This is a genomic window from Serinicoccus sediminis (genome assembly GCF_004153545.1).
Classification (GTDB): domain Bacteria; phylum Actinomycetota; class Actinomycetes; order Actinomycetales; family Dermatophilaceae; genus Ornithinicoccus; species Ornithinicoccus sediminis_A.
Genome location: NZ_SDVA01000009.1, coordinates 1 through 21,180 on the forward strand (window position 1 = coordinate 1; position 21,180 = coordinate 21,180).

The 21,180-nt window shown below is 73.3% G+C and carries 18 protein-coding genes; 3 read left to right on the forward strand and 15 right to left on the reverse strand.

The features are described from left to right. Positions 1–342 precede the first annotated feature (342 nt). From tyrS to EUS26_RS09665, 4 genes are read right to left on the reverse strand one after another with little or no spacing between them, the layout of a single operon-like run. On the reverse strand, positions 343–1,605 hold the full coding sequence (gene tyrS, locus EUS26_RS09650) for a tyrosine--tRNA ligase (protein ID WP_130013579.1): 1,263 nt from the start codon (positions 1,603–1,605) through the stop codon (positions 343–345). Positions 1,606–1,664: 59 nt separating this feature from the next. After that, a complete protein-coding gene (locus EUS26_RS09655; protein ID WP_130013581.1) occupies positions 1,665–2,396 on the reverse strand; it encodes a DNA-3-methyladenine glycosylase in 732 nt (243 codons plus the stop codon). A gap of 24 nt (positions 2,397–2,420) precedes the next feature. After that, a complete protein-coding gene (gene argH, locus EUS26_RS09660) occupies positions 2,421–3,842 on the reverse strand; it encodes an argininosuccinate lyase (RefSeq protein WP_130013583.1) in 1,422 nt (473 codons plus the stop codon). 13 nt (positions 3,843–3,855) lie between these two features. Next, the gene (locus EUS26_RS09665; protein WP_130013769.1) at positions 3,856–4,359 is read right to left on the reverse strand and encodes an arginine repressor; all 504 of its coding nucleotides are present in this window, start codon (positions 4,357–4,359) and stop codon (positions 3,856–3,858) included. Positions 4,360–4,448: 89 nt separating this feature from the next. Between EUS26_RS09665 and EUS26_RS09670 the strand changes: the two genes are divergently transcribed. Further along, positions 4,449–4,847: an MmcQ/YjbR family DNA-binding protein gene (locus EUS26_RS09670; RefSeq protein WP_130013585.1), complete on the forward strand. Its 399-nt coding sequence runs from the start codon at positions 4,449–4,451 to the stop codon at positions 4,845–4,847. Between the two features lie 25 nt (positions 4,848–4,872). On the opposite strand, the gene EUS26_RS09675 is transcribed toward EUS26_RS09670, so the two are convergent. The 9 genes from EUS26_RS09675 to EUS26_RS09715 form a co-directional block, all read right to left on the reverse strand. After that, positions 4,873–5,811, reverse strand: coding sequence for an aminoglycoside phosphotransferase family protein (locus EUS26_RS09675; RefSeq protein ID WP_130013587.1), 939 nt, complete (start codon positions 5,809–5,811; stop codon positions 4,873–4,875). Between the two features lies 1 nt (position 5,812). Beyond that, a complete protein-coding gene (locus tag EUS26_RS09680; RefSeq protein WP_238148897.1) occupies positions 5,813–6,571 on the reverse strand; it encodes an SDR family oxidoreductase in 759 nt (252 codons plus the stop codon). A gap of 8 nt (positions 6,572–6,579) precedes the next feature. Beyond that, a complete protein-coding gene (pheT, locus tag EUS26_RS09685; protein WP_130013591.1) occupies positions 6,580–9,117 on the reverse strand; it encodes a phenylalanine--tRNA ligase subunit beta in 2,538 nt (845 codons plus the stop codon). Continuing rightward, on the reverse strand, positions 9,117–10,283 hold the full coding sequence (pheS, locus tag EUS26_RS09690) for a phenylalanine--tRNA ligase subunit alpha (RefSeq protein WP_238148898.1): 1,167 nt from the start codon (positions 10,281–10,283) through the stop codon (positions 9,117–9,119). The genes pheT and pheS overlap by 1 nt, the downstream gene beginning before the upstream one ends. A 60-nt stretch (positions 10,284–10,343) precedes the next feature. Further along, positions 10,344–11,168, reverse strand: coding sequence for a TrmH family RNA methyltransferase (locus tag EUS26_RS09695; RefSeq protein ID WP_130013593.1), 825 nt, complete (start codon positions 11,166–11,168; stop codon positions 10,344–10,346). Between the two features lie 35 nt (positions 11,169–11,203). After that, on the reverse strand, positions 11,204–11,590 hold the full coding sequence (gene rplT / locus EUS26_RS09700) for a 50S ribosomal protein L20 (RefSeq protein WP_130013595.1): 387 nt from the start codon (positions 11,588–11,590) through the stop codon (positions 11,204–11,206). Between the two features lie 53 nt (positions 11,591–11,643). After that, complete coding sequence (gene rpmI / locus EUS26_RS09705; protein WP_022925542.1) at positions 11,644–11,838, reverse strand: 50S ribosomal protein L35; 195 nt, start codon at positions 11,836–11,838, stop codon at positions 11,644–11,646. 102 nt (positions 11,839–11,940) lie between these two features. After that, positions 11,941–12,594 carry a translation initiation factor IF-3 gene (gene infC, locus EUS26_RS09710; protein ID WP_202865107.1) on the reverse strand — a complete coding sequence of 218 codons (654 nt, stop codon included), beginning with the start codon at positions 12,592–12,594 and terminating at the stop codon, positions 11,941–11,943. Positions 12,595–12,887: 293 nt separating this feature from the next. After that, a complete protein-coding gene (locus tag EUS26_RS09715) occupies positions 12,888–17,267 on the reverse strand; it encodes a S8 family serine peptidase (RefSeq protein WP_130013772.1) in 4,380 nt (1,459 codons plus the stop codon). A 282-nt stretch (positions 17,268–17,549) separates the two neighbouring features. Here EUS26_RS09715 and EUS26_RS09720 point away from each other — a divergent pair, with 282 nt between their 5' ends. After that, positions 17,550–18,029 carry a Fur family transcriptional regulator gene (locus tag EUS26_RS09720; RefSeq protein ID WP_130013596.1) on the forward strand — a complete coding sequence of 160 codons (480 nt, stop codon included), beginning with the start codon at positions 17,550–17,552 and terminating at the stop codon, positions 18,027–18,029. Further along, positions 18,026–19,594 (forward strand): catalase, encoded by a 1,569-nt coding sequence (locus EUS26_RS09725; RefSeq protein WP_130013598.1) that lies wholly within the window; start codon positions 18,026–18,028, stop codon positions 19,592–19,594. Before EUS26_RS09720 ends, EUS26_RS09725 begins: the two co-directional genes overlap by 4 nt. A gap of 126 nt (positions 19,595–19,720) precedes the next feature. On the opposite strand, the gene EUS26_RS09730 is transcribed toward EUS26_RS09725, so the two are convergent. Further along, positions 19,721–20,482 carry an SseB family protein gene (locus tag EUS26_RS09730; RefSeq protein ID WP_130013773.1) on the reverse strand — a complete coding sequence of 254 codons (762 nt, stop codon included), beginning with the start codon at positions 20,480–20,482 and terminating at the stop codon, positions 19,721–19,723. Further along, a complete protein-coding gene (locus EUS26_RS16935) occupies positions 20,479–21,156 on the reverse strand; it encodes a 1-(5-phosphoribosyl)-5-[(5-phosphoribosylamino)methylideneamino]imidazole-4-carboxamide isomerase (RefSeq protein ID WP_238148899.1) in 678 nt (225 codons plus the stop codon). The genes EUS26_RS09730 and EUS26_RS16935 overlap by 4 nt, the downstream gene beginning before the upstream one ends. Positions 21,157–21,180: the final 24 nt, after the last annotated feature.

The window sequence follows — 21,180 nt, forward strand, 5'->3', positions numbered from 1 at the left end:
ACCGAACAGATAACGATCCCAACAAAAACCACAACCAGCACCCGGGGGCGGGCACCAGCCATGGCAAACAAAACATGGCATCAAAAAACAAACACGCTGTTGAGTTCTCAAGAATCGGACACACACCATGATCCGTGCGCTTCCGCGCCGTGATGTCCGGGGCTTTCTTCAAGGTTACGCACCCGCGCTTCCGGGAGTCAAATCCCGTCCGAGCCCTGCTCGGACGCTGTTGGTGCGTGGTGCCGTACCCGGGACCGGCCACCTCTCGGTGTCCGTGCCTCCCTGTCGGTGCGGCGAGGTGAAACTCTAGGCGACGTCGACGGGCAACGACAAATCCGCTGGTCAGGGGGCTTTTCGGACGGCAGCGAGGCTCTTGCGTCCTCGCTTGAGCAGAGCCACCTGGCCGTGCAGGAAGTCCTCCTCCTGCAGCACCCGCTCGACGTCGTCCACCTTGGTGTTGTTGAGGCTCACGCCTCCGTCGGCGACCAGCCGGCGCGCCGCGCCCCTGCTGTCGGCCAGGCCGGTCCGGACCAGGGCGTCGATGAGCGTGTCGCCCACGTCCGCCGCCCCGCCGGGCAGCTCGGCGGTCGCGTCGCGCAGCGTGCCGGCCTCCAGCGCGGTCGGGTCCCCCCGCCCGAAGAGCACCTGGCTGGCCGCCTCGACCTGGGCCGTCGCCTCGGGCCCGTGCACGAGGGTGGTCACGTCGCCGGCCAGGGCACGCTGGGCCTCGCGCAGGTGGGGTCGCTCCCGCGCCGACTCCTCGAGCGCGGCCACCTCCTCCGGCCCGCGGTCGGTGAAGACGCGCAGCAGCTTGCCGGTCTCGGCGTCGGCCACGTTGATCCAGTACTGGTAGAAGGCGTACGGCGAGGTCATGTCCGCCGAGAGCCAGACGGCGTTGCCCTCGGACTTGCCGTACTTCATCCCGTTCTCGTCGGTGATGAGCGGGGTGGTGAGCACCTGCACCGAGGCCCCTTCCACCCGGTGGATGAGGTCCACCCCCGCCGTGAGGTTGCCCCACTGGTCCTGCCCGCCGGTCTGCAGGGTGCAGCCGTACTCCCGGAACAGGTGCAGGTAGTCGAGCCCCTGCAGCAGCTGGTAGCTGAACTCGGTGTAGGAGATCCCCTCCTGGCTCTGCAGCCGTGCCGCGATGGCCTCCTTGCGGATCATCTGGTTGACCCGGAAGTGCTGACCGACGTCGCGCAGGAAGTCCAGGGCGCTCATCGGCGCCGTCCAGTCGAGGTTGTTGACCATGAGCGCCGCGTTGTCCCCCTCGACGTCGAGGAAGGGTCGGACCAGCTCCTGGATGCGGCCGACGTTGGCGGCCGCCTCGTCCTTGGTCTTGAGCACCCGCTCGGAGGTCGCCTTGGGGTCCCCGATGAGACCGGTCGACCCGCCCACGAGGCAGATGACCCGGTGACCCGCCCGTTGCAGGTGGCGCAGCACGATGAGCTGCACCAGATTGCCGAAGTGCAGGGACGGGGCGGTGGGGTCGAACCCGCAGTAGACGGTGAGGGGTCCGTCGTCGAGGGCCTCGCGCAGCGCGGCCTCGTCGGTGGTCTGCGCCACCAGGCCCCGCCACTGGAGCTCGTCGAGGATGTGGGTCACCGTGGGGTCCTTCCGGTCGGGGGTCGGCGACGAGGTACGCCTCGCCGCCCGGGGCCAGCCTACTGTCGCGGCCGGCCCGGCTCCGAGGCGCTGGTCGGCTTCCTGCGGGGGGCGTCGCGGCGGGAGGCCGCCGCCCGGTACGCCGACACCGTCGGCTCGTCGGGGAGCCAAAACCGCCAGGGATAGCGCTCCCCCGACCCTCCCTCGCCGCTCACCCCGACCCGCGGCCCGGTCCTGAGCCCCTGCGTCGGGACGCGGCGAGCCGGGCCCCTCTCTCCCCCACCCGCCCGGGTCGACGGCGCGTGCAGCACGACGGGTGAGGTCCGGCGGCACACGTCGATGCCGTCGTGCTCACGGTCCAGGCCGAGCGCACGTCCCAGGTTGCCCGGGCCGCGCGCCAGCTCGTGGTCGCGGACCGGGCCGGACCGGGCACGTTCCCGACGGGTGCGGGCGAGCGCCGCGCCGTCCACCACCTCGCCGGCGCGCAGCAGCACCGCGGAGGCCGTCCCCGCCGGCCCGGTGACGATGTTCGCGCAGGTGTGCAGCCCGTGGCTGAGGTAGACGTAGAGGTGGCCCGGGGGCCCGAACATGACCGCGGTGCGGGTCGTCCGTCCTCGGTAGGCGTGCGAGCCCGGGTCGTCGGTGCCCGCGTAGGCCTCCACCTCGGTGAGCCGCACGGCCACCCCGTCGTGCGTGAGCACGCAGCCCAGCAGCCACGGGGCGACCTCGAGGACAGGGGCGTCCAGCTCGGCCCGCTGCACCGGGCGGCCGCCCCCGTCGACGGTCCGCATGCCGGGCCCTCCCGTGGTGCGCACTCAGTCGCGGACGGCGGGCATCTCCCGCACCCAGTGACGCAGCCGCGCGAGCTGCTTGAGCAGGTGCGCCCGCTGCTCGGTCACCCGGACGGGGGCGGTGCCGCCGTGCGCGTTGCGGGAGGCCAGCGAGCCGGCCACGGTGAGCACCGAGCGCACCCCCGGGTGCAGGTGCTCGCTGATCGCCGCGAGGTCCTCGTCGCCCAGGTCCTCCAGGCCGATCCCCCGCTCCTCGCAGGAGCGGACGCAGGCACCCGCCACCTCGTGCGCCACCCGGAACGGCACGCCCTCGCGGACGAGCCACTCCGCGACATCGGTGGCCAGCGAGAACCCCCGCGGGGCCAGCTCCTCCAGCCGGTCGGGGTGGAAGGTCAGCGTCGCGACCATCCCGGAGACGGCGGGCAGCAGCACCTCGAGGGTGTCCACCGCGTCGAAGACCGGCTCCTTGTCCTCCTGCAGGTCGCGGTTGTAGGCCAGCGGCAGCCCCTTGAGGGTGGCGAGCAGCCCGGCGAGGTCACCGATGAGCCTGCCGGCCTTCCCCCGGGTGAGCTCGGCGACGTCGGGGTTCTTCTTCTGCGGCATGATGCTCGAGCCGGTGGAGAAGGCGTCGTCCAGGGTGACGAAGCCGAACTCCGCGGTGGCCCAGAGGATGACCTCCTCGGCGATGCGGGACAGGTCGACCGCCGTCATCGCCATGACGAAGGAGAACTCTGCGGCGAAGTCGCGCGAGGCGGTGCCGTCGATGGAGTTCTCCACGGCGTGCGGCATACCGAGGTCGTGCGCGACGGACTGCGGGTCGAGCCCCAGCGACGACCCGGCGAGGGCGCCCGAGCCGTAGGGGGAGACGGCCGACCTGCGGTCCCAGTCGACCAGCCGCTCGACGTCCCGGATCAGCGCCCACGCGTGGGCCTGCAGGTGGTGGGCCAGGAGCACCGGCTGCGCGTGCTGCAGGTGGGTCCGCCCCGGCATGGCGACCTCGGGGTGCGCCGCGGCCTGGTCGACGAGCGCCTGCACGACCTCGAGGACCTTGGCGCCGAGCAGCCGGGCCTGGTCACGCAGGTACATGCGGAACTGGGCGGCGACCTGGTCGTTGCGCGAGCGCCCGGCCCGCAGCCGGCCGCCCACCTCGGGCCCGGCCCGCTCGATGAGGCCGCGCTCCAGGGCGGTGTGGACGTCCTCGTCGGTCTCCAGCGCCACGAACTCACCCGAGGCGAGGTCCGCGCGCAGCCGGCCCAGGGCCGCGAGCATGGCCTCGAGGTCCTCGTCGGAGAGCAGGCCGGCGCGGTGCAGGACCCGGGCGTGCGCGCGCGACCCGGCGAGGTCGTAGGGCGCCAACCTCCAGTCGAAGTGCGTGCTCTTGCTCAGGGCGGCCAAGGCGTCGCTGGGGCCGCCGGTGAAGCGACCTCCCCACAGGCTCACGGTCATGGGGCCCAGTCTGTCAGGTGCCGTCACGCGACTCGGGCTCGGCCGCGAGCGTGAGCAGCCGCTGGGCCGTGTCCGGGCCGCCGGCCGGGTCGGTGGTGATGACCAGGATGGTGTCGTCGCCGGCGATGGTGCCGAGGATGTCCTCGGCGTCGCTGCGGTCGATCGCGGAGGCCAGGAACTGCGCGGCCCCGGGCGGGGTGCGCAGCACCACCTGGTTGCCGACCGAGCGGGCGCTGACCAGGAGCTCCTGGCAGAGGCGTGCGAGCCGGTGGCTCACCTCGCCCTGGTCCTGGGCCGGGCGGGGGGTGTGGTCGCCGCCCTCGCCAGGCACGGCGTACACCAGCTGGCGGCCGCGACGCACCTTGACGGCGTCGAGCTCGACGAGGTCGCGGGAGAGGGTGGCCTGGGTGACCGAGATGCCGTCCTCGGACAGCAGGTCGAGCAGCTGCCCCTGTGAGCCGACCGCGTGGCGCTCCAGCAGGTCGCTGATCCGCTGGTGCCGCGCGGCACGGGTCATGGGGATCGAGGTCACGCTGCAGGAGTATACCGACGCGTGCATGATTATGCATCCAGCGCGCGTCGCCGGACCGCGCTAGTGTGCCCCCCATGGCTCACCCGCTCATGGTGGACCCGCACAGCCCGGTGCTGGCGACGCTGCGGGAGGTCTGTATGGCGCTGCCCGGGTCCGCTGAGAAGACCAGCCACGGCCACCCGGCGTTCTTCACCCAGAAGGTGTTCGCCTACGTCGGCGCCTCGGTGAAGGTCGACGGGGCGTTCGTCCAGCACCCGGACTCGGTGGTCGTGAAGCCGCCCCCCGACGAGGTGAGGGCCCTGCTCGAGCAGCCCCGGTGCTTCCGGCCGGCCTACCTCGGCGCCGCCGGCTGGGTGGGCGTCGACCTCGACGTCGGCAGCGACTGGGTCGAGGTCGCCGAGCTCGTCGAGGAGTCCTACCGCGCGACCGCCCCCCGTGCCCTGGTCGCCGAGCTGGACGCACGGCCGGGGTGACCCGGACCCGGTCGCGCCAGCAGGCTCAGGAGCCGGTGCCGTCCCACAGCTCCTGCACGAGCCGCACCGCCGCCTCGCCCCGGGACCGCTGGAAGGCGCGCAGGGTCGGCAGGCCCGGCGCCGGTGGCCGCCGGGCCGCGTCGACGAGGTAGCCGCACAGCCCCGCGACGCCCCCCAGCACGTCCTCCGTGGTGGCGCCCAGTGCGGCCAGCGCGGGCAGGTGCCGCGTGGGGTCCAGCTCTCCGACCGCCCGGACGTCGACCAGGAGCGAGGTGGCGTCGAACCAGGCCGCGCCGCGGCTGGCCCACGGCCAGTCGACGACCCTGACCCGGCCGCCCGGCTCGACCAGCAGGTTGTCGGCCCGCACGTCCGTGTGCACGACGGCGTCCCCCGAGAGCCGGGCGAGGGTGCGCAGGGACAGCTCGTGCAGCTCCGGGAGGCGGGCCGCCAGCCACGGGTCGAGACCGGCAGGGGGCGCCTCGACGACCCGTGCCCAGCAGTCGAAGGGCTCGGCCAGCTCCGTCGGCAGCTCCGGCCAGGAGCGGGGCGCGGGGTGCTGGGCGACCTCTCCCAGGGCGTCCAGGGCGGCTGCCAGCTCGTCGGTGGTCCATGGTGCGTGCGGGTGACGGCCGTCGACCACCTCGGTCATGACCGCGACCCACCCGTCCTCGTCGAGGACCGCGAGCAGGGCCGGGGCGACGTCGAGCCCGTCGGCGGCGAGGCTGCGGAGCACCTCGGCCTCCCGGCGGTGCAGACCGGCCGAGTCCGGGTTGGGGTGCGGGCCGACCGCCTTGACGAAGGCCCGGCTGCCGCCGTCGGTGCGGACCCGGTCGGCCGAGCCCGGTGAGAAGCCGCCCGGCTGGGAGACCGCCTCGACGACGGGCTCGCCGAGGACGTGCCTCGCCCAGTCGTGCACCGCGGGTGGCAGGTCGGCCCAGCCGAGGCGGTCGCCGAACTCGCCCACGTCAGGGAGCCAGCGGGTCGTCCTCGCCCCACGGCCGCAGCCGGAGCATGCGCGCCCCGTCGGGCAGACCTCGCGCCGACCAGTCGCGCAGGGTGTCGAGGTCGTCGGCGCCCGCGCGCACCATGCGGCCGGAGAAGCCGTCCAGCTCGCCCCCGGCGAGGGCCAGGAGCAGGTCGGTCACGTCTTCTGGCGCGGTCCACTCGGTGCGGCCCTCGTGCATCTGCATCGAGTGCGTCATGTCGGTCTCCACGACCCCGGGGGCCAGGTCGAAGGCCAGCACTCCGTGCTCGGCCCCGGCCTGGGCGACCCCGCCGGTGATGCGGGCCAGCGCGGACTTCGAGCCGCAGTACGCGGTGAGGTCACCGCGCTCCTTGGTGCCCGACCCGGAGTTGATGTTGACCACCCGGCCTCGGCCCGCCGCGATCATGTGCGGCACCACGGCGCGGGTCATGAGGAACGGGCCCCGCACGTTGGTGACCATGACCTGCCACCACTCGTCGACGTCCGCCTCCCACAGCGGGACCTCGGCCTCGATGAGGCCGGCGTTGTTGACGAGCACGTCGATGCTGCCGTGCCGGTCGACGACCTCGGCCACGACAGCGGCGACCTGCTCCGCGTCGGTGACGTCGCACGGCAGACCCTCGGCGCCGTCGGCGACGGTGCCCGAGCGGGACACGCCCACGACCCGCCACCCGGCACTGAGCAGCGCCTCGACGGCGAGCGCGCCGATCCCACGCGACGCGCCGGTGACCAGGGCCACCCCCGCGCTCATCGCTGCACCGCGCCGTGCTCCTGCGCCGCCCGTCCGACGGCGGCATCACGGGCCTCGTTGACCTCCTGCGTCGTCAACGTGCGGTCCGGCGCCCGGAAGTGCATCCGGAAGGCCAGGGAGTGGCGGTCCTGCGCCACCTGGTCACCGGCGTAGACGTCGAACAGCTCCAGGCTCTCCAGCAGGGCCCCCGCCCCGGCACGCAGGGACTCCTCGACGGCGCTGAACCGCACCCCGCGAGGGACCTCCAGCGCGACGTCGGACGTCGCCAGCGGGTGGGTGGACAGCGGGCTCGCCTGGGTGCGGTGGTCGCTGGCCGTGACGAGCACGTCGAGGTCGAGCTCGGCGGCGCTGGTCCGCAGCGGCAGACCCAGCCGTTGCACGACCTTCGGGTGCAGCTCGCCGGCCCAGCCCACCCGGGTGCCGTCCGGCAGCGTCAGCTCGACGCAGCGGCCCGGGTGGAACGGGGCGCGGGCACCCTGCCGGCGGCGCACCTCCACGCCCAGGGCGTCCGCGACGGCGTGCGCCCATCCGACGACGTCGACGACGTCGACCGGGCGACCCCTGCCCCACCAGCCGGCCCGGTCGGCCTGGCCGGCCGCCATGATCGCCACGTGCCAGGGCTGCGCGGGGACCGCCGAGCGGATCTGCGCCAGCACCTCGTCGTCGGGCTGCTCACCGACGCCGGGCACGGGTGCCATGACCTCGCCCTCGGGCCGGGTCACGCTGTCGATCTCGAAGAGCGCCACGTCCCGGGTGCCGCGGGAGACGTTGCGGCGCAGCGCCTCGGGCAGCGTCTGGAGCAGGGCCGTCCGCATGAGCGGGGCCTCGTCGGACAGGGGGTTGGCCAGGCGCACCGCGTGCCGGTGCGGGTCCGCGTCGTCCAGACCGAGCTCGTCGAAGCGGGCGGCGCCCACGAAGGGGTAGGTGAGGACCTCCTGGAGCCCCTGACCCGCGAGGGCCGTGGCCACCGCCCGTCGCGCGCGCTGGCCGTGGGTCAGGCCGCGCCCGCCGACCGCCCGAGGGACGACCGAGGGGATCTTGTCGTAGCCGTCGATCCGGGCGACCTCCTCGACCAGCCCCGGGGCGTCGGTGAGGTCAGGCCGCCAGCTGGGCGGCCGGACGGTGACCAGGCGTGCGGACTCCCCGTCGGTGAGCTCGCACCCGATGAGCTCCAGGATCTCGCGCACCCGGGCGAGGTCGTAGTTCACGCCGACGTAGCGGGTGGCCATCGTCAGGTCGAGGTCGATGGTGGACCGCTCCGGACGCTGGTCCACGTCGGTCACCGCGGGGTCGGCGGTCCCGCCCCCGTGCTCGACGAGCAGGTCCACCGCGAGCTGGGCTGCCGCCGCGGTGACGCCCGGGTCCACCCCCCGCTCGAAACGCCGGGCCGCCTCGCTGGACAGCTTGTGACGTCGGGAGGTGCGTCCCACCGAGCGGGCGTCGAAGTGGGCCGACTCGATGAGCACGTCGGTGGTCACGCCGGGGGTCACCTCTCCGTCCTCGCCGCCCATGACCCCGGCCAGCGCGAGCACCCGCTCGCCGCCGTCGGTGATGAGCAGGTCCTCGGGGTCGAGGGCGCGGTCGACGTCGTCGAGGGTGGTGAGTCGCTCCCCCGGACGGGCGCGGCGCACGACGACCGGGCCGGTGAGGGTGGCCAGGTCGAAGGCGTGCAGCGGCTGCCCCAGCGCCAGCATGACGTAGTTCGTGACGTCCACCGCCAGCCCGAGCGGACGCATACCCGCCTCGGTGAGACGGCGCGCCATCCACTCCGGGGTGGTCCGGGTGAGGTCGATGCCGCGCACCACCCGGGCCAGGTAGCGGTCGCAGCCCGGCACCCCCTCGACCGGGCTCTCGTCGGCCAGCCGCACGGCATACCCCTCACCGTCGCCGGCGTCGACCGCGAGCGAGGCGGGGTCGGTGTAGGCGGCGCCCGTGGCGTGCGAGTACTCCCGGGCGATGCCGCGGAGGGAGAAGCAGTAGCCGCGGTCGGGGGTGACGTTGACCTCGACCGTCTCCCGGTCCAGGCCGAGCACGGTGATGAGGTCGTCTCCCGGGGCGAGCCGCGCCACGACCTCGGCCGGCAGGAGCCGCGGCAGCACGAGGATGCCGTCGTGGTCCTCGCCGATGCCCAGCTCGCGGACCGAGCAGATCATGCCGGCCGACACGTGCCCGTAGGTCTTGCGTGCGCTGATGGTCAGCGGCCCCTGCGGTGTCGGCAGCGTGCCCCCCGGCAGGATGACCGCCACGAGGTCGCCGACGGTGAAGTTGTGTGCGCCGCAGACGATGCCCTGCGGCTCTCCGGTGCCGTTCGCGTCGCCGACGTCGACCTGGCACCAGTTGATCGTCTTGCCGTTGCGCTGCTCCTCGGGGCTCATCTCGAGCACCCGGCCCACGACGAGGGGGCCACCGACGCCGCTCGTGTGCAGCCCCTCCTCCTCGAGCCCGACGGCCACGAGGTCGGCGGCGATCTGCTCGCCGGTGACGCCCTCGGGCAGGGTGACGTACTCGCCCAGCCAGTCGACCGGTACCCGCATCAGATCTCCATCCCGAACTGCGCGTTGAAGCGCACGTCTCCCTCGATGAGCTCGCGCATGTCCGCGATGCCGTGGCGGAACATGGCCGTCCGCTCCACCCCCATGCCGAAGGCGAACCCCTGGTAGCGCTCGGGGTCGACGCCGCAGGCGCGCAGGACGTTGTGGTTGACCATGCCGCAGCCCCCCCACTCGATCCAGCCGGTCCCGCCACAGGTGCGGCACGGCGGCGCCGTCGCCTCCCCACGGCACACGAAGCAGCGGAAGTCCATCTCCGCGCTGGGCTCGGTGAACGGGAAGTAGGCGGGCCGCAGCCGGCTGACCGTGCCCGGCCCGAACATCGCCTCGGCGAGCCGGTCCAGGGTGCCCTTGAGGTGGGCCATGGTCAGGCCCTCGTCGATGGCCAGGCCCTCGAGCTGGTGGAACACCGGGGTATGCGTGGCGTCCAGCTCGTCGGTGCGGAAGGTCTTGCCCGGCACGGCGACGTAGAGCGGCACCCCGCGGTCCAGCAGCGAGCGCGCCTGCACCGGCGAGGTGTGGGTGCGCAGCACCAGCCCCGCCTTGGCCGGGTCGACGAAGAAGGTGTCCTGCATCTGCCGGGCCGGGTGGTCCTTGTCGAAGTTGAGGGCGTCGAAGTTGAACCACTCGGCCTCGACCTGCGGCCCCTCGGCGACCTCCCACCCCAGGGCGACCATGGCGTCGGCCATCCGCTCGGCGGTGACGGTCAGCACGTGCCGCCGGCCCAGGGGGCGGCGGCCGGGGGCCACGGTGAGGTCCATGGCCTCCTCGACCAGGATGCGCTCGTCCCGCTCGGCCTCCAGCTCCTGCTGCCGCCGGGCCAGCGCCTGGTTGACCCTCCCCCGCGCCTGGCCGACGAGCTTGCCGGCGGCGGCCTTCTCCGGTCCCGGGAGTGCGCCGATGGCGCGGTTGGCCAGGGCGAGCGGGGACCGGTCGCCGGCGTGGGCGAGCCGGGCCTCCTTCAGCTCGTCCAGGTCGCCGGCGCCACCGATGGCGGCCAGGGCCGCCTCGACGTGCCCGTCGACGCCTTCCTGGCTGAGCTCGGGCGCGGCGGTCGGCGACGGCACCTCGTCGGGGTGCTGCGGCGACCCGCCCGCGTCGGGGGCCGACGGCATACCGGCTGGACTGTCGTGACTGTTGGCCTTGGACACCTGCGCAAGTCTAGGTGCGCCCGGGCCTCCCCCTCGACCGGGTTTCCCCGACGGGAGCGCTCAGCGCCGTCCCTGGCGGCCGGCGGCCGCGGACGCGTGCAGGCAGACGGTCGCGGCCATCGCGAGGTTGAGCGACTCGGCCCGCCCGATGGGGATCGAGACCGCCTCGTCGCAGGCCTCGAGCACCTCGGTCGGCATCCCCCACGCCTCGTTGCCGAGCACCCAGGCGTGCCGGCCGGCCAGGTCGGCCTCCGGCAGCGTCACCTCTCCCGTGCCGTCGGCCGCGAGCAGCCGGATGCCGCGCTCCCGGCAGGCGGCGAGCAGCTCGGCGACCGGCGTCCCCACGCTCACCGGCAGGTGGAAGAGGGCACCCACGGTGGAGCGCACCACCTTGGGGTTGTGCACGTCGACCGAGGCGGCGCTGACCAGCACCGCGGCGGCCCCGAAGGCGCTCGCCCCCCGCAGCACGGTGCCGGCGTTGCCAGGGTCCCGGACGTGCGTGAGCACGACGGCGAAGCCCGTCGGGCCGACCGCGTCCAGCGCCTCGCCCAGCGGCACGTCGACGTGGTCGGCGACCGCCAGCACGCCTTGCGGCGAGCCGGTGTCGGCCATCGCCGACAGCACCTCGTCGGTGCACGTCCAGGTCGGCACGTCCGCCTCGCGGGCCGCGTCGACGAGCTCGGCGTGCCGCTCCCCCGCGCCCTCGGTGACGTAGAGCGCCCGGGCCTGCGCCCCGGCATACCGGAGCAGCTCGCGCACGGCCTGCGGACCCTCGACGAGGAACCGGCCGGAGCGCTCCCGGGCAGCACGACGCCCCAGCGCGGAGACCTCCCGGACCCGTCCGCTGCGAGCGTTGCTCAGCAGCGGCCGGTCGGGGGCGCTCATGCGCTGGGGCGTCGGTGCGGTCGTCGTGCGGCGGCTCAGGCCGCGGACTCGGCCGCGGTGCCGGCGGCGGGCACGTTGGCGCGGGAGAGCTCGACCAGCGAGGCGAAGGCGGCCTCGTCGTGGACGGCCAGCTCGGCCAGCATGCGGCGGTCGACCTCGACACCGGCGGCCTTGAGGCCCTGGATGAACCGGTTGTAGGTCATGCCGTGGGCGCGGGCGCCGGCGTTGATGCGCTGGATCCACAGGCGACGGAAGTCGCCCTTGCGGGCGCGACGGTCGTTGTAGCTGTAGACCAGGCTGTGGGTGACCTGCTCCTTGGCCTTGCGGTAGAGCCGGCTGCGCTGCCCGCGGTAACCGCTGGCGCGCTCCAGGACGACCCGGCGCTTCTTGTGGGCGTTGACCGCCCGCTTCACGCGTGCCACGTGAGTACTCCTTGACTAGTGCTTGGGGGTGAGTTCGAGGGGGAGGTGCCCGGTCAGAGACCGAGCATCTTCTTGACCTTGCGGACGTCGCTGGGCGCGACCTCCTTGTCGTTCACGAGCCGACGCGCGGCCTGGCTGGTGCGCTCCTGGAACTTGTGCACGTGGCGTGCACGCTGGTGCATGATCTTGCCGGAGCCCGTCACGCGGAACCGCTTCTTGGCGCCGCTGTGGGTCTTCATCTTCGGCATGAGCCGATCTCCTTCGTCGTCATCGTCCTGCCCGGGGTGCCGGGCGTGGTTCTGTGGGGTAGGCCGTGACCGCGGCCCCAGGGGGTGGGCCGGGCCGGTGGCTCAGGGGGTGTCGCCCGCCAGGGTGGCGCCGTCGGCGGCCGGGGCGTCCTGCTCGTCCTGGGCACGCTCGGCGTCGCGGCGCTTGGCCTGACGCACCTGCGCCTTCTTGGCGGTGGGACCGAGCACCATGACCATGTTGCGGCCGTCCTGCTTGGGCGCGCTCTCGACGTGGCCCAGCTCGACGACGTCCTCGGCGAGCCGCTGCAGCAGCCGGAAGCCCAGCTCGGGGCGGGACTGCTCGCGGCCACGGAACATGATCGTGACCTTGACCTTGTCGCCCGCCTTGAGGAACCGCACGACGTGACCCTTCTTGGTGCCGTAGTCGTGGTCGTCGATCTTCGGCCGGAGCTTGATCTCCTTGATGACCGTGTTGACCTGGTTCTTGCGGGCTTCCCTGGCCTTCATGGCGGCTTCGTACTTGTACTTGCCGTAGTCCATGAGCTTGGCGACCGGAGGGCGCGCCATCGGGGCCACCTCGACCAGGTCGAGGTCGGCCTCGGCCGCCAGCCGCAGCGCGTCCTCGACGCGCACGATGCCGACCTGTTCCCCGTTGGGGCCCACCAACCGCACTTCCGGGACGCGGATGCGGTCGTTGATGCGAGGCTCGCTGATGTGCCTGCTCCTTCGTCGTCGTGTCCTGACGACCCCGGGCACCAGAAAGGCCTCCTGGCACCAGGTGCGCAAGAGGCCCACGGCGACACCACCCGCCGGGCGGGGGCATCACGCTCGAGCGGTGCGAACACCGCCCGAGACCGAGACCCGGCGACCTGTGGTCGACGCGGGTGGGGGCCAGGGCCCCTCTTGCACGTCGGACGTCCGAGACGCCCGACTGGTCACCCATCAGTCTAGCAGACGGCGGCGGCCCGCCCCGAGCGGTCTCGGGACGGGCCGGTATGCCGTGCCGCCGCCGGGCCGGCGCAGGTGCGTCGACCCGGCGTCAGCTCACCTCAGCACCCGATCCTGCGGAGGGCGTAGTCCTCCGTCACGATCCTGCCCCGCGGAACCCGGACGTCGTCCACCGTCGGACGGTACCCGTCCTTGGCGACGATCGCCTGGTACCGACCGGTGATCACCCAGTACGCGTAGGACCCGTCGTCCTCGGTGATCAGGCTGTACCCGGGGTCGTCCCCGCGGTTCGGCGTGAGGTCCACGACGGCACCTCCGAGGCCGGTCCTGGAGGTGTCGCACTGGATGCCCTCGACGCTGCCCTGCAGCTTGCCCCAGGTGCGTGGCGGCGTGACATGCATCGTCACGTCGATCGGCTCGAGGTCCTGCGGGGTGTTCGTCCGGATCCCGATGCCGGCGGTGTAGTCGCCCGGCTGGGCGACGTCGGCGTCGGTGGTGACGGTGACCCGGACCCGCTCACCCGGCTCGAGGGTGAACTCCATCGGCTCCACGGTCAGCCAGTCGACGTCCGCCGCGCTCGACCCGCAGTCGTCGTAGCCGGGCAGCTGCTCGGCCACGTCGATCGGGGTGAAGCCGCCGGTGGAGCCACCGACCTTGGCGATACCGCAGGCCATGCCGCCGCGGTAGACGGCGGCGCTGCTGGCCGGGATCTCCGACCACTCGCCGGACGCACCGTCGAGCGCGAAGCTCGCGTTGGTGACGGCACCACCCTGGACCCCACCGTTGACGACCAGCTGGCCGTCGGCGCCAGAGGCCTGGGCGGCCCAGTGGTCGGCCGGGGCGTCGGGCAGCTCGGTCCAGCTGTCGCTGCCCGGGTCGTAGGCGTAGGTGTCGGCGATCCCGCCGGAGCCCGGGTTGCCACCCGAGCACAGCACCTGACCGTCCACCCCGCCGCAGACGACGAAGGCGGCCGCGACCGGGTAGTCGGCCAGCTGCTGCCAGCTGTCGTCGGCCGCGTCGTAGGCCATGACCGTGTCGCTCATCGGCGTGCACTCGGCCGTCGTGCAGCCGCCCACCGAGTAGAGCATCCCGTCCAGGACCGCGGTCCCGGCGGCCGACCGGGCCTCCGGTGCCTCCGCCGCCGAGGACCAGGAGTCGGTCCCGGGGTCGTAGGTGTGGGTGGCGCTCGAGACGCCCCCGTCCACCCAGCCACCCGTGACCACGATCCGGCCGTCGACCGCACCGGCGGTGACCGCAGAGGCCGCCTCCGGGAGAGCGGCCGCCTCGACCCACTCCATGGCGGCGGGGTCGTAGCGGTTGACGTCGGCGAAGGCCGCCGAGCCGGTCGTGCCGCCCAGCGTGTACCAGTCGCCGTCGAGGTTCACCACGCGGTTGTCCATGGCCACCCGCGGGTAGTTGCCCAGCGGGGTCCACGGGTCGGCGGCCACCCGGACGGGGTCGGCCGCACCGGTGCTGCCGAACCTACCGGTGGTCCCGGCCGCCAGCGAGGTCTCCACGTCGAGCGTGACGACCTCACCGCCGTCACCCTCGTAGCTCGCACCCATCCGCTCGGTGGAGCCGTCGACGCGCAGGATCTCGAACTCGCCGGCCTGCTCGGTCAGGGTCACCTCGGCGGCGCCGGACCCGGTGTTGTTCACCCAGAACCGGTGGTTCCGCGTCGACCCGAGCGGCTGGTACACCTCGATCTCGCTCTCGTCCACGACGACGAAGCCGGAACCGAGGACGAAGTCGGCGCGCACCGCGTCGGACGCGGTGACGGTGACGTCCTGCGTCGTGGACGCGAACCCGCGGGCCGAGGCCTCGAACGGATGCGTCCCCGGGGAGGCCGAGAACAGCCAGTAGAAGCCGTCGTCCAGGTTGTCGTCCGACGGGGTCGCCATCGTCGTGCCGGACTCCTCCGGCGCGTCCACGTTGGTGACGGTCGCGCCGACGACACCCTCGCCGTCCTCCTCACCGTAGACGTTGCCGACCACGTAGCCGCCCTCGCCGGTGGGCGAGCAGGCCCGGTTGCCCAGGAAGACGTCGTCGACCTGCCACCACCACGCGTACGAGGCCTGGTGGTAGTGGAAGGCCACCCTGACGTCGGACTCACCCGCCGCGTCGGGCAGCTGCACGACCTGCTCCGCGGGCCCGCGGACGGAGTTGTCCTGGCTCAGGACGGTCGTCCAGGTCTCGCCACCGTCGGTGCTGAGCTCGACGTCGGCCAGGTCCGCGCCCAGGGCGTAGAAGTCCTGCTGGAAGCCGACGACGGGCTCGGACAGGTCGCTCATGTCGACGGACGGGCTCACGAGGTAGGTGTCCTGGCTGCCGCCCGACCCGTAGAAGTCGGAGTCGACGACCGCGAAGCCGCCCTCACCACCGGTGAGGTTGCCGCGCTCACCGGGGTCGTCGAACTGCCAGACCTCACCGGTCCCGGCCTCGTCGACGACCTCCCAGCCCTCGGGCGCGGATGCCTCGTCGAAGCTCTCGGTCACCCCGTCGACGACGTAGGCGTAGCCGGGCGCCGTGCAGGTGGCGGCATCCACCGGCACCGAGACGTCCAGCGGCCCGCCTCCGGCCGTGGCCTCGACCGTCGTGGAGACGTAGCCGGGGTACTGCGCCTGCACCGTGAGCTCGAAGGTCTCGCCCTCGGGCAGGTCCAGCGAGAACTCGCCGGTCTCGGGGTCGGTGTAGGCCGCGGCGGGGGTCCCCTCGGCGCTCACGCGGGCGTAGAGCGGGAAGCCGTAGCCCGACCCGTCGGTCACGGTGCCCGTGACGGTCCCGCTCGGGACCGGCTCGAGCGCCGCGTCGACGGTGGTCGTCCCACCTGGCTCGACGGTGGCGCTCGCGGTCTCGGTGGCATACCCGAACTTGCTCATGGTGAGGTCGTAGTCACCCGAGGACAGGGTCGCCGAGTAGCCGCCCGCCTCACCGGTGAGCAGCTCGCGCTCGGTGGCGCCCTCGATGACGACGGAGGCGTCGGCGAGCGGGTCCCCGCTGCTGGCGTCCGTGACGGTGCCCTCCAGCGTGCCCGCGTCCCCGATGGGCGAGGAGGTCACCAGCTCGAGGGCGTCCAGCCGACCCTCGCCGAAGACGTTGTTGTCCTCCGCGGTGCCGCCGCACTGCAGGTCCTCGGTGTCGATCGCCGTCCCGTTGAGCAGGTTGCGGGTGCCCTCGACATCACCGACGAGCGCCGGGGCGCCGGACCAGGCCAGCGCCACCGCGCCCGCGACGTGCGGGCTGGCCATCGAGGTGCCGCTGTAGACGGCATACCCGTTCCCGGGGACCGAGGAGCGCACCGCGCTGCCCGGGGCGGAGATGTTGGGCTTGATCTCCCCGTCCTGGCCCGCGCCACGACCGGAGGTCCCGGAGATGGTGTGGTTGATGTTGTAGTTGCCGACGCTGTAGGCCACGATGCGGCTGCCGGGTGAACCCGAGCTCTGGCACGAGGGACCCGAGTTGCCGTTGGCGAAGACGCCGAACTGGCCGCTGGCCGCCCAGGCCTCGATGATGTCCTCCATGAAGGGGGCGGTCGAGGGGGCGGTGGTGCCCCAGCTGTTGTTGATGATGTGCGGCCGCTTGGAGACGTCGGGGTTCTCACCCTCGAGGTCGGTGGGCTCCAGCATCCACTCGCCGGAGGCGATGAGCGCGGCGTCGCTGGGGCAGCAGCCGTTGGCGGCGATCCAGGTGGCCCCGGGGGCCACCCCGACCTGGTTGTCCCCGCCGTCGTCCCCGACCATGGTGCCGGTGACGTGCGTGCCGTGCCCGTCGCTGTCGGCCGGGGCGTCCGGCGAGGTGCCGGCGGCGTCGAACCAGTTGTAGTCGTGGTCGAAGGTGCCGTCGCCGTTGTTGCCGCGGTAGGAGTTCACCAGGGCCGGGTGGTCGTACTGCGCACCCGAGTCGATGGTGGCGACGACGACGCCCTCGCCCCGGATGCCGAGGTCGTTCCACACCTCGGGCGCGTTGACGTCGTCGACCCCCCACTCGACGGCGGCCGGGGCCATCTGCGGCTCCTCCACCTTGAGGGGCGGCAGCTCGATCTCCATCGGGGCGTAGATGCCCTCGACGCCCTGCTCGGACGCCATCGACGTCACCAGGTCGAGGTCGGCGGCGTCGACCCGGATGGAGTTGGTCGCCCAGAAGCTGCGGTACTCCACCCCCGCCTCGTCCAGCTCCTGCCGCAGGTCGGCCTGGCTGTCGGCCGCGGACGCCTGCAACGCGTCCGCGACCGCCTGCCCGCGCTTGTCCCAGTCGGTGATCGAGGAGAACTGCTCGAGGTCGGGCCGCGCGGCGAACCGGACCCAGACGTCGGAGCGGCCGTCGTCCTCGAGGGCGGCGTCGAGCGCTGCCTCGATCTTCTCCTCCGGGCCGGCAGCCAGCGGCTCCGCGGAGGCCGGGAGCGTCGCGGCCCCCGGGACGAGCAAGGCGCCGGTGGCCAGGGTGGCCCACCAGCGCCGTGAGGATGGTGAATGCATCGACATGCCTACTTCCTTGAGCGGTACGTTCGTCGACGCGACAGGGGTGCCGTCGTCGTCCAGCAGGTCCGTCATGGCCGTCCCACGACCTACCACCATCCCCATGTCCACCCTGGGCGGAGCACCGCGCCGCCTCCCGTTCGACCCTAGGGACGCCGTTGCCGTCGCGGCAACGAACTTGGTGAGGTGCAGACCAAACCTTTGCCGGACGCTGACCTGCGGCACGAGCCGGAGCGCGCACCGGGGCGGCAACTTGAGTCGTTCAAGTTTTCGTGATCAGGTGTCGGTATGACCTCGTCGCCCGCGTCCGCCGACGCCCTCGCGGCGGCCGGGCTGCGGGTGACCGCCCCGCGGCTGGCGGTGCTGAGGACGCTGGAGTCGCACCCGCACCTGGAGGCGGCGGACGTGGTCCGACTCACCCGCGAGCAGCACCGGGGGGTCTCCGTCCAGGGGGTCTACGACGTGCTCCGCGCGCTCACCGAGTCGCACCTCGTCCGGCGCGTCGAGCCGGCCCACGCGGTCGCGCGCTACGAGCTGGATCTCGGCGACAACCACCACCACGTCGTGTGCCGCGGCTGCGACACCATCGTGGACGTCCCCTGCGCCCTCGGCTCCGCCCCGTGCCTCGACCCGTCCGGCGCCAGCGCCCTGGGCTTCGAGGTCGACGAGGCCGAGGTCATCTACTGGGGCCTGTGCCCCGGGTGCCGCGAGGCGGTACCTTCCCCGACCACCGACGTCCCATCCACCCACCCGAAGGAGCAGGTATGACCTACCCCGGATACGTGAACGCCGAGCACTCCGGCCAGGGCCCCGAGCCCACCGGCGGCACGACGAGCAACGGCGCCCCCCACGACTCCGACCGCAACAGCCTCTCGGTCGGGCCCAACGGCCCGCTCATGCTGCACGACGTCAGCCTGGTCGAGGCGCTGGCCCACTTCGACCGCGAGAAGGTGCCGGAGCGGCTGCCCCATGCCAAGGGCTCCGGCGCGTTCGGCACCTTCGAGACCCTCGAGGACGTCTCGGCCTGGACCAAGGCCGGGATCTTCCAGCCGGGCGCGAGCAGCGAGGTCATCGCTCGTTTCTCCACGGTCGCCGGCGAGCAGGGCTCGCCCGACACCTGGCGGGACGTGCGCGGCTTCTCGGTGCGGATGTACACCGACGAGGGCAACCTCGACATCGTCGGCAACAACACGCCGATCTTCTTCGTGCGCGACCCGCTGAAGTTCCCCAACTTCATCCGGTCCCAGCGCCGCACCCCCGACAGCGGTCTGCGCGACCCCAACATGCAGTGGGACTTCTGGACGGCCAACCCGGAGTCGTCCCACCAGGTCAGCTACCTCATGGGTGACCGCGGGCTGCCGCGCACGTGGCGGGAGATGAACGGCTACTCCTCGCACACCTACATGTGGGTCAACGCCGACGGGGAGCGTTTCTGGGTGAAGTACCACTGGCACAGCGACCAGGGGGTCCACAACATCAGCAACGAGGAGGCCGACCGGCTCGCCGGCTCCGACGCGGACTACCACCGCCGCGACCTCTTCGAGGCGATCGACCGCGGCGACCACCCGAGCTGGACGCTGTTCGTGCAGGTCATGCCGTACGACGAGGCCAAGACCTACCGCTACAACCCGTTCGACCTCACCAAGGTGTGGCCGCACTCGGACTACCCCCTCCACAAGGTCGGCCGGATGACGCTGAACCGCAACCCGGAGAACTGGTTCGCCCAGATCGAGCAGGTCGCGTTCTCGCCGTCCAACCAGGTGGTCGGGACCGGGGTCTCCCCCGACAAGATGCTGCTGGCCCGGGTGTTCTCCTACCCGGACGCGCAGCGGCACCGCATCGGGGCCAACTTCACCCACCTTCCGGTCAACCAGCCCAAGGTGCAGGTCAACACCTACCAGTTCGACGGGCCCATGGCCTACCTGCACTCGGGCAGCCAGCCCACCTACACCACCAACTCCTACGGGCGGCCCTGGTCGGACCGCACCGGGCCGGTGGAGAACGGCTGGGAGGCCGACGGCGAGCTGGTGCGCCAGGCCTACGACCTGCGCGAGGACGACAGCGACACCGGGCAGGCCGCCCTGCTGGTGGGCGAGGTCTACGACGACGCGCAGCGCGAGCGCCTGGCGCAGACCGTCGGCGGCATGATGGGCGCCTGCGACCCGCAGATCCGGCAGCGGGTCTACGAGTACTGGCGGAACATCCACCAGGGCGTGGGTGAGCGGATCGAGCAGATCGCCACCGAGGCCGAGGTCAGGGAGAGCGACGGCGGCACGCCGCAGGTCGAGTCCCTGGGCGAGTCCCGCTCGGACCTCGTCGGCAGCCACCGCTGAGCCGGAGCACCGGCGACGGTGCCGACGACGGAGCGCCCCACCCGCGGCATGCGGCGGGTGGGGCGCTCCCGTCTGTCCACGGCCTCGCGTCGGGCGCGGTGCCGTGGCTGCGGGTCAGGCGGTGAGTCAGGCGGTATGCAGCCGGAACGCGACCGCGTCGACGCGCTCGCGCACCCCGGGCTCCGCCGCGATCCCCCGGCCGATCCGCGCCACGACGCCCTCCACCTCGGGACCGGTCAGACCCGGGCGCAGCGCCAGCTCGACGACCAGCTCTCCCGCGTCGCCACCGAGACGGTGCTCCCGGACCGCCTCCTCCGCGTCGACCGCCGCCGCAAGGGCGGCCACCACCCGGTCGTCGCGGTGCGCCGGCGACCAGGGGCGCCCGGTCGCGAGCGCCCGCACCATGGAGCCGGTGAGCGTCCAGGCGGCCGCGCCGGGTGCCGGGGGGAGGTCCAGCGGGATGACGTCGCACCCCTCCTGGAGGGCGGCCTGGGCCGCCCGCTGCGCGGTGACCGGGACCGGACGGGCGGCGGGGTCCCACGCGGCGAGCGCCTGGGTGCTCGTGAAGGCGGGCAGCGCCCGGCTGCTGCCGTCCGGGGCCACCAGGGTGACCGACGCCATGTCGCTGCGGGCGTCGGCAGGGAGGCCGGAGCTCTCGTCCACCTCGGCCGCCACCGCGACGATCGGCACGACGAGGCGCGCCTCGGCGACCGCAGCCACGACCTGGACCGGGTCGGGCCGGTCGCCGGCCAGCAGCGCCGCGAGCGCGGCGTCGGCGTCCCCGGTGTCGCCGTCGAAGCCGGTCCCGGTGAGCGTGCGGCCGGCCCACGGCACCCCTGCGGTGTCGGCGCCCTGCTGGGGTCGGTGCTCGGAGAAGCGGTGGGTCATCGGCATACCTCCAGGGCCTGCGGCAGGGTGAACGCGCCCTCGTGCAGCGCCGCGCCCAGCACCACCTCGTCGACGTCCGGGCAGTCGCGCAGCGCCCGCAGGTCGTCGAGCGTGCCCACCCCGCCCGACGCGGTCACCGCCGACCCCACGAGCCGGGCCACCGCGCTGAAGAGGGCCACGTCGGCGCCCGTGCGACGGCCGTCGCGGGAGGCGTCGGCCACCAGGACCCGCGTCCTGCCGTCCCGGAGCACCGGGTGGCGCCGCACCACCTCCTCGACCGGCCCGAGGCGCACGGACGTGCCGCGGGCGACGACCTCGCCCCCGCGCACGTCGACCGCGACGACGAGGCGGTCCCCCAACCGGCTCGCCGCCTCCTCGACCAGGTCGGGGTCGGCCAGGGCCAAGCTGGCCAGCACCACCCGGCTCGCCCGGGTCCCCGCCGCCCACACCACGTCGGCCGGACCGGCGATCCCCCCGGAGAGCTGCACCGGCACCGGCAGCCCAGCCACCAGCCCGGCCATGAGGCCCGGGGCCCCGCCGCGGCCGAAGGCCCGGTCCAGGTCGACGAGGTGCAGGAGACGGGCCCCCTCGGCCACGAGGGACTGGGCCACGTGGGCGGGGTGCGCCGGGCCGTCGCCGGGGACCTGTGCCGCGCGACCCGCGGCCACATCCACCGCCGGCAGGAGGGTGAGCCCCGC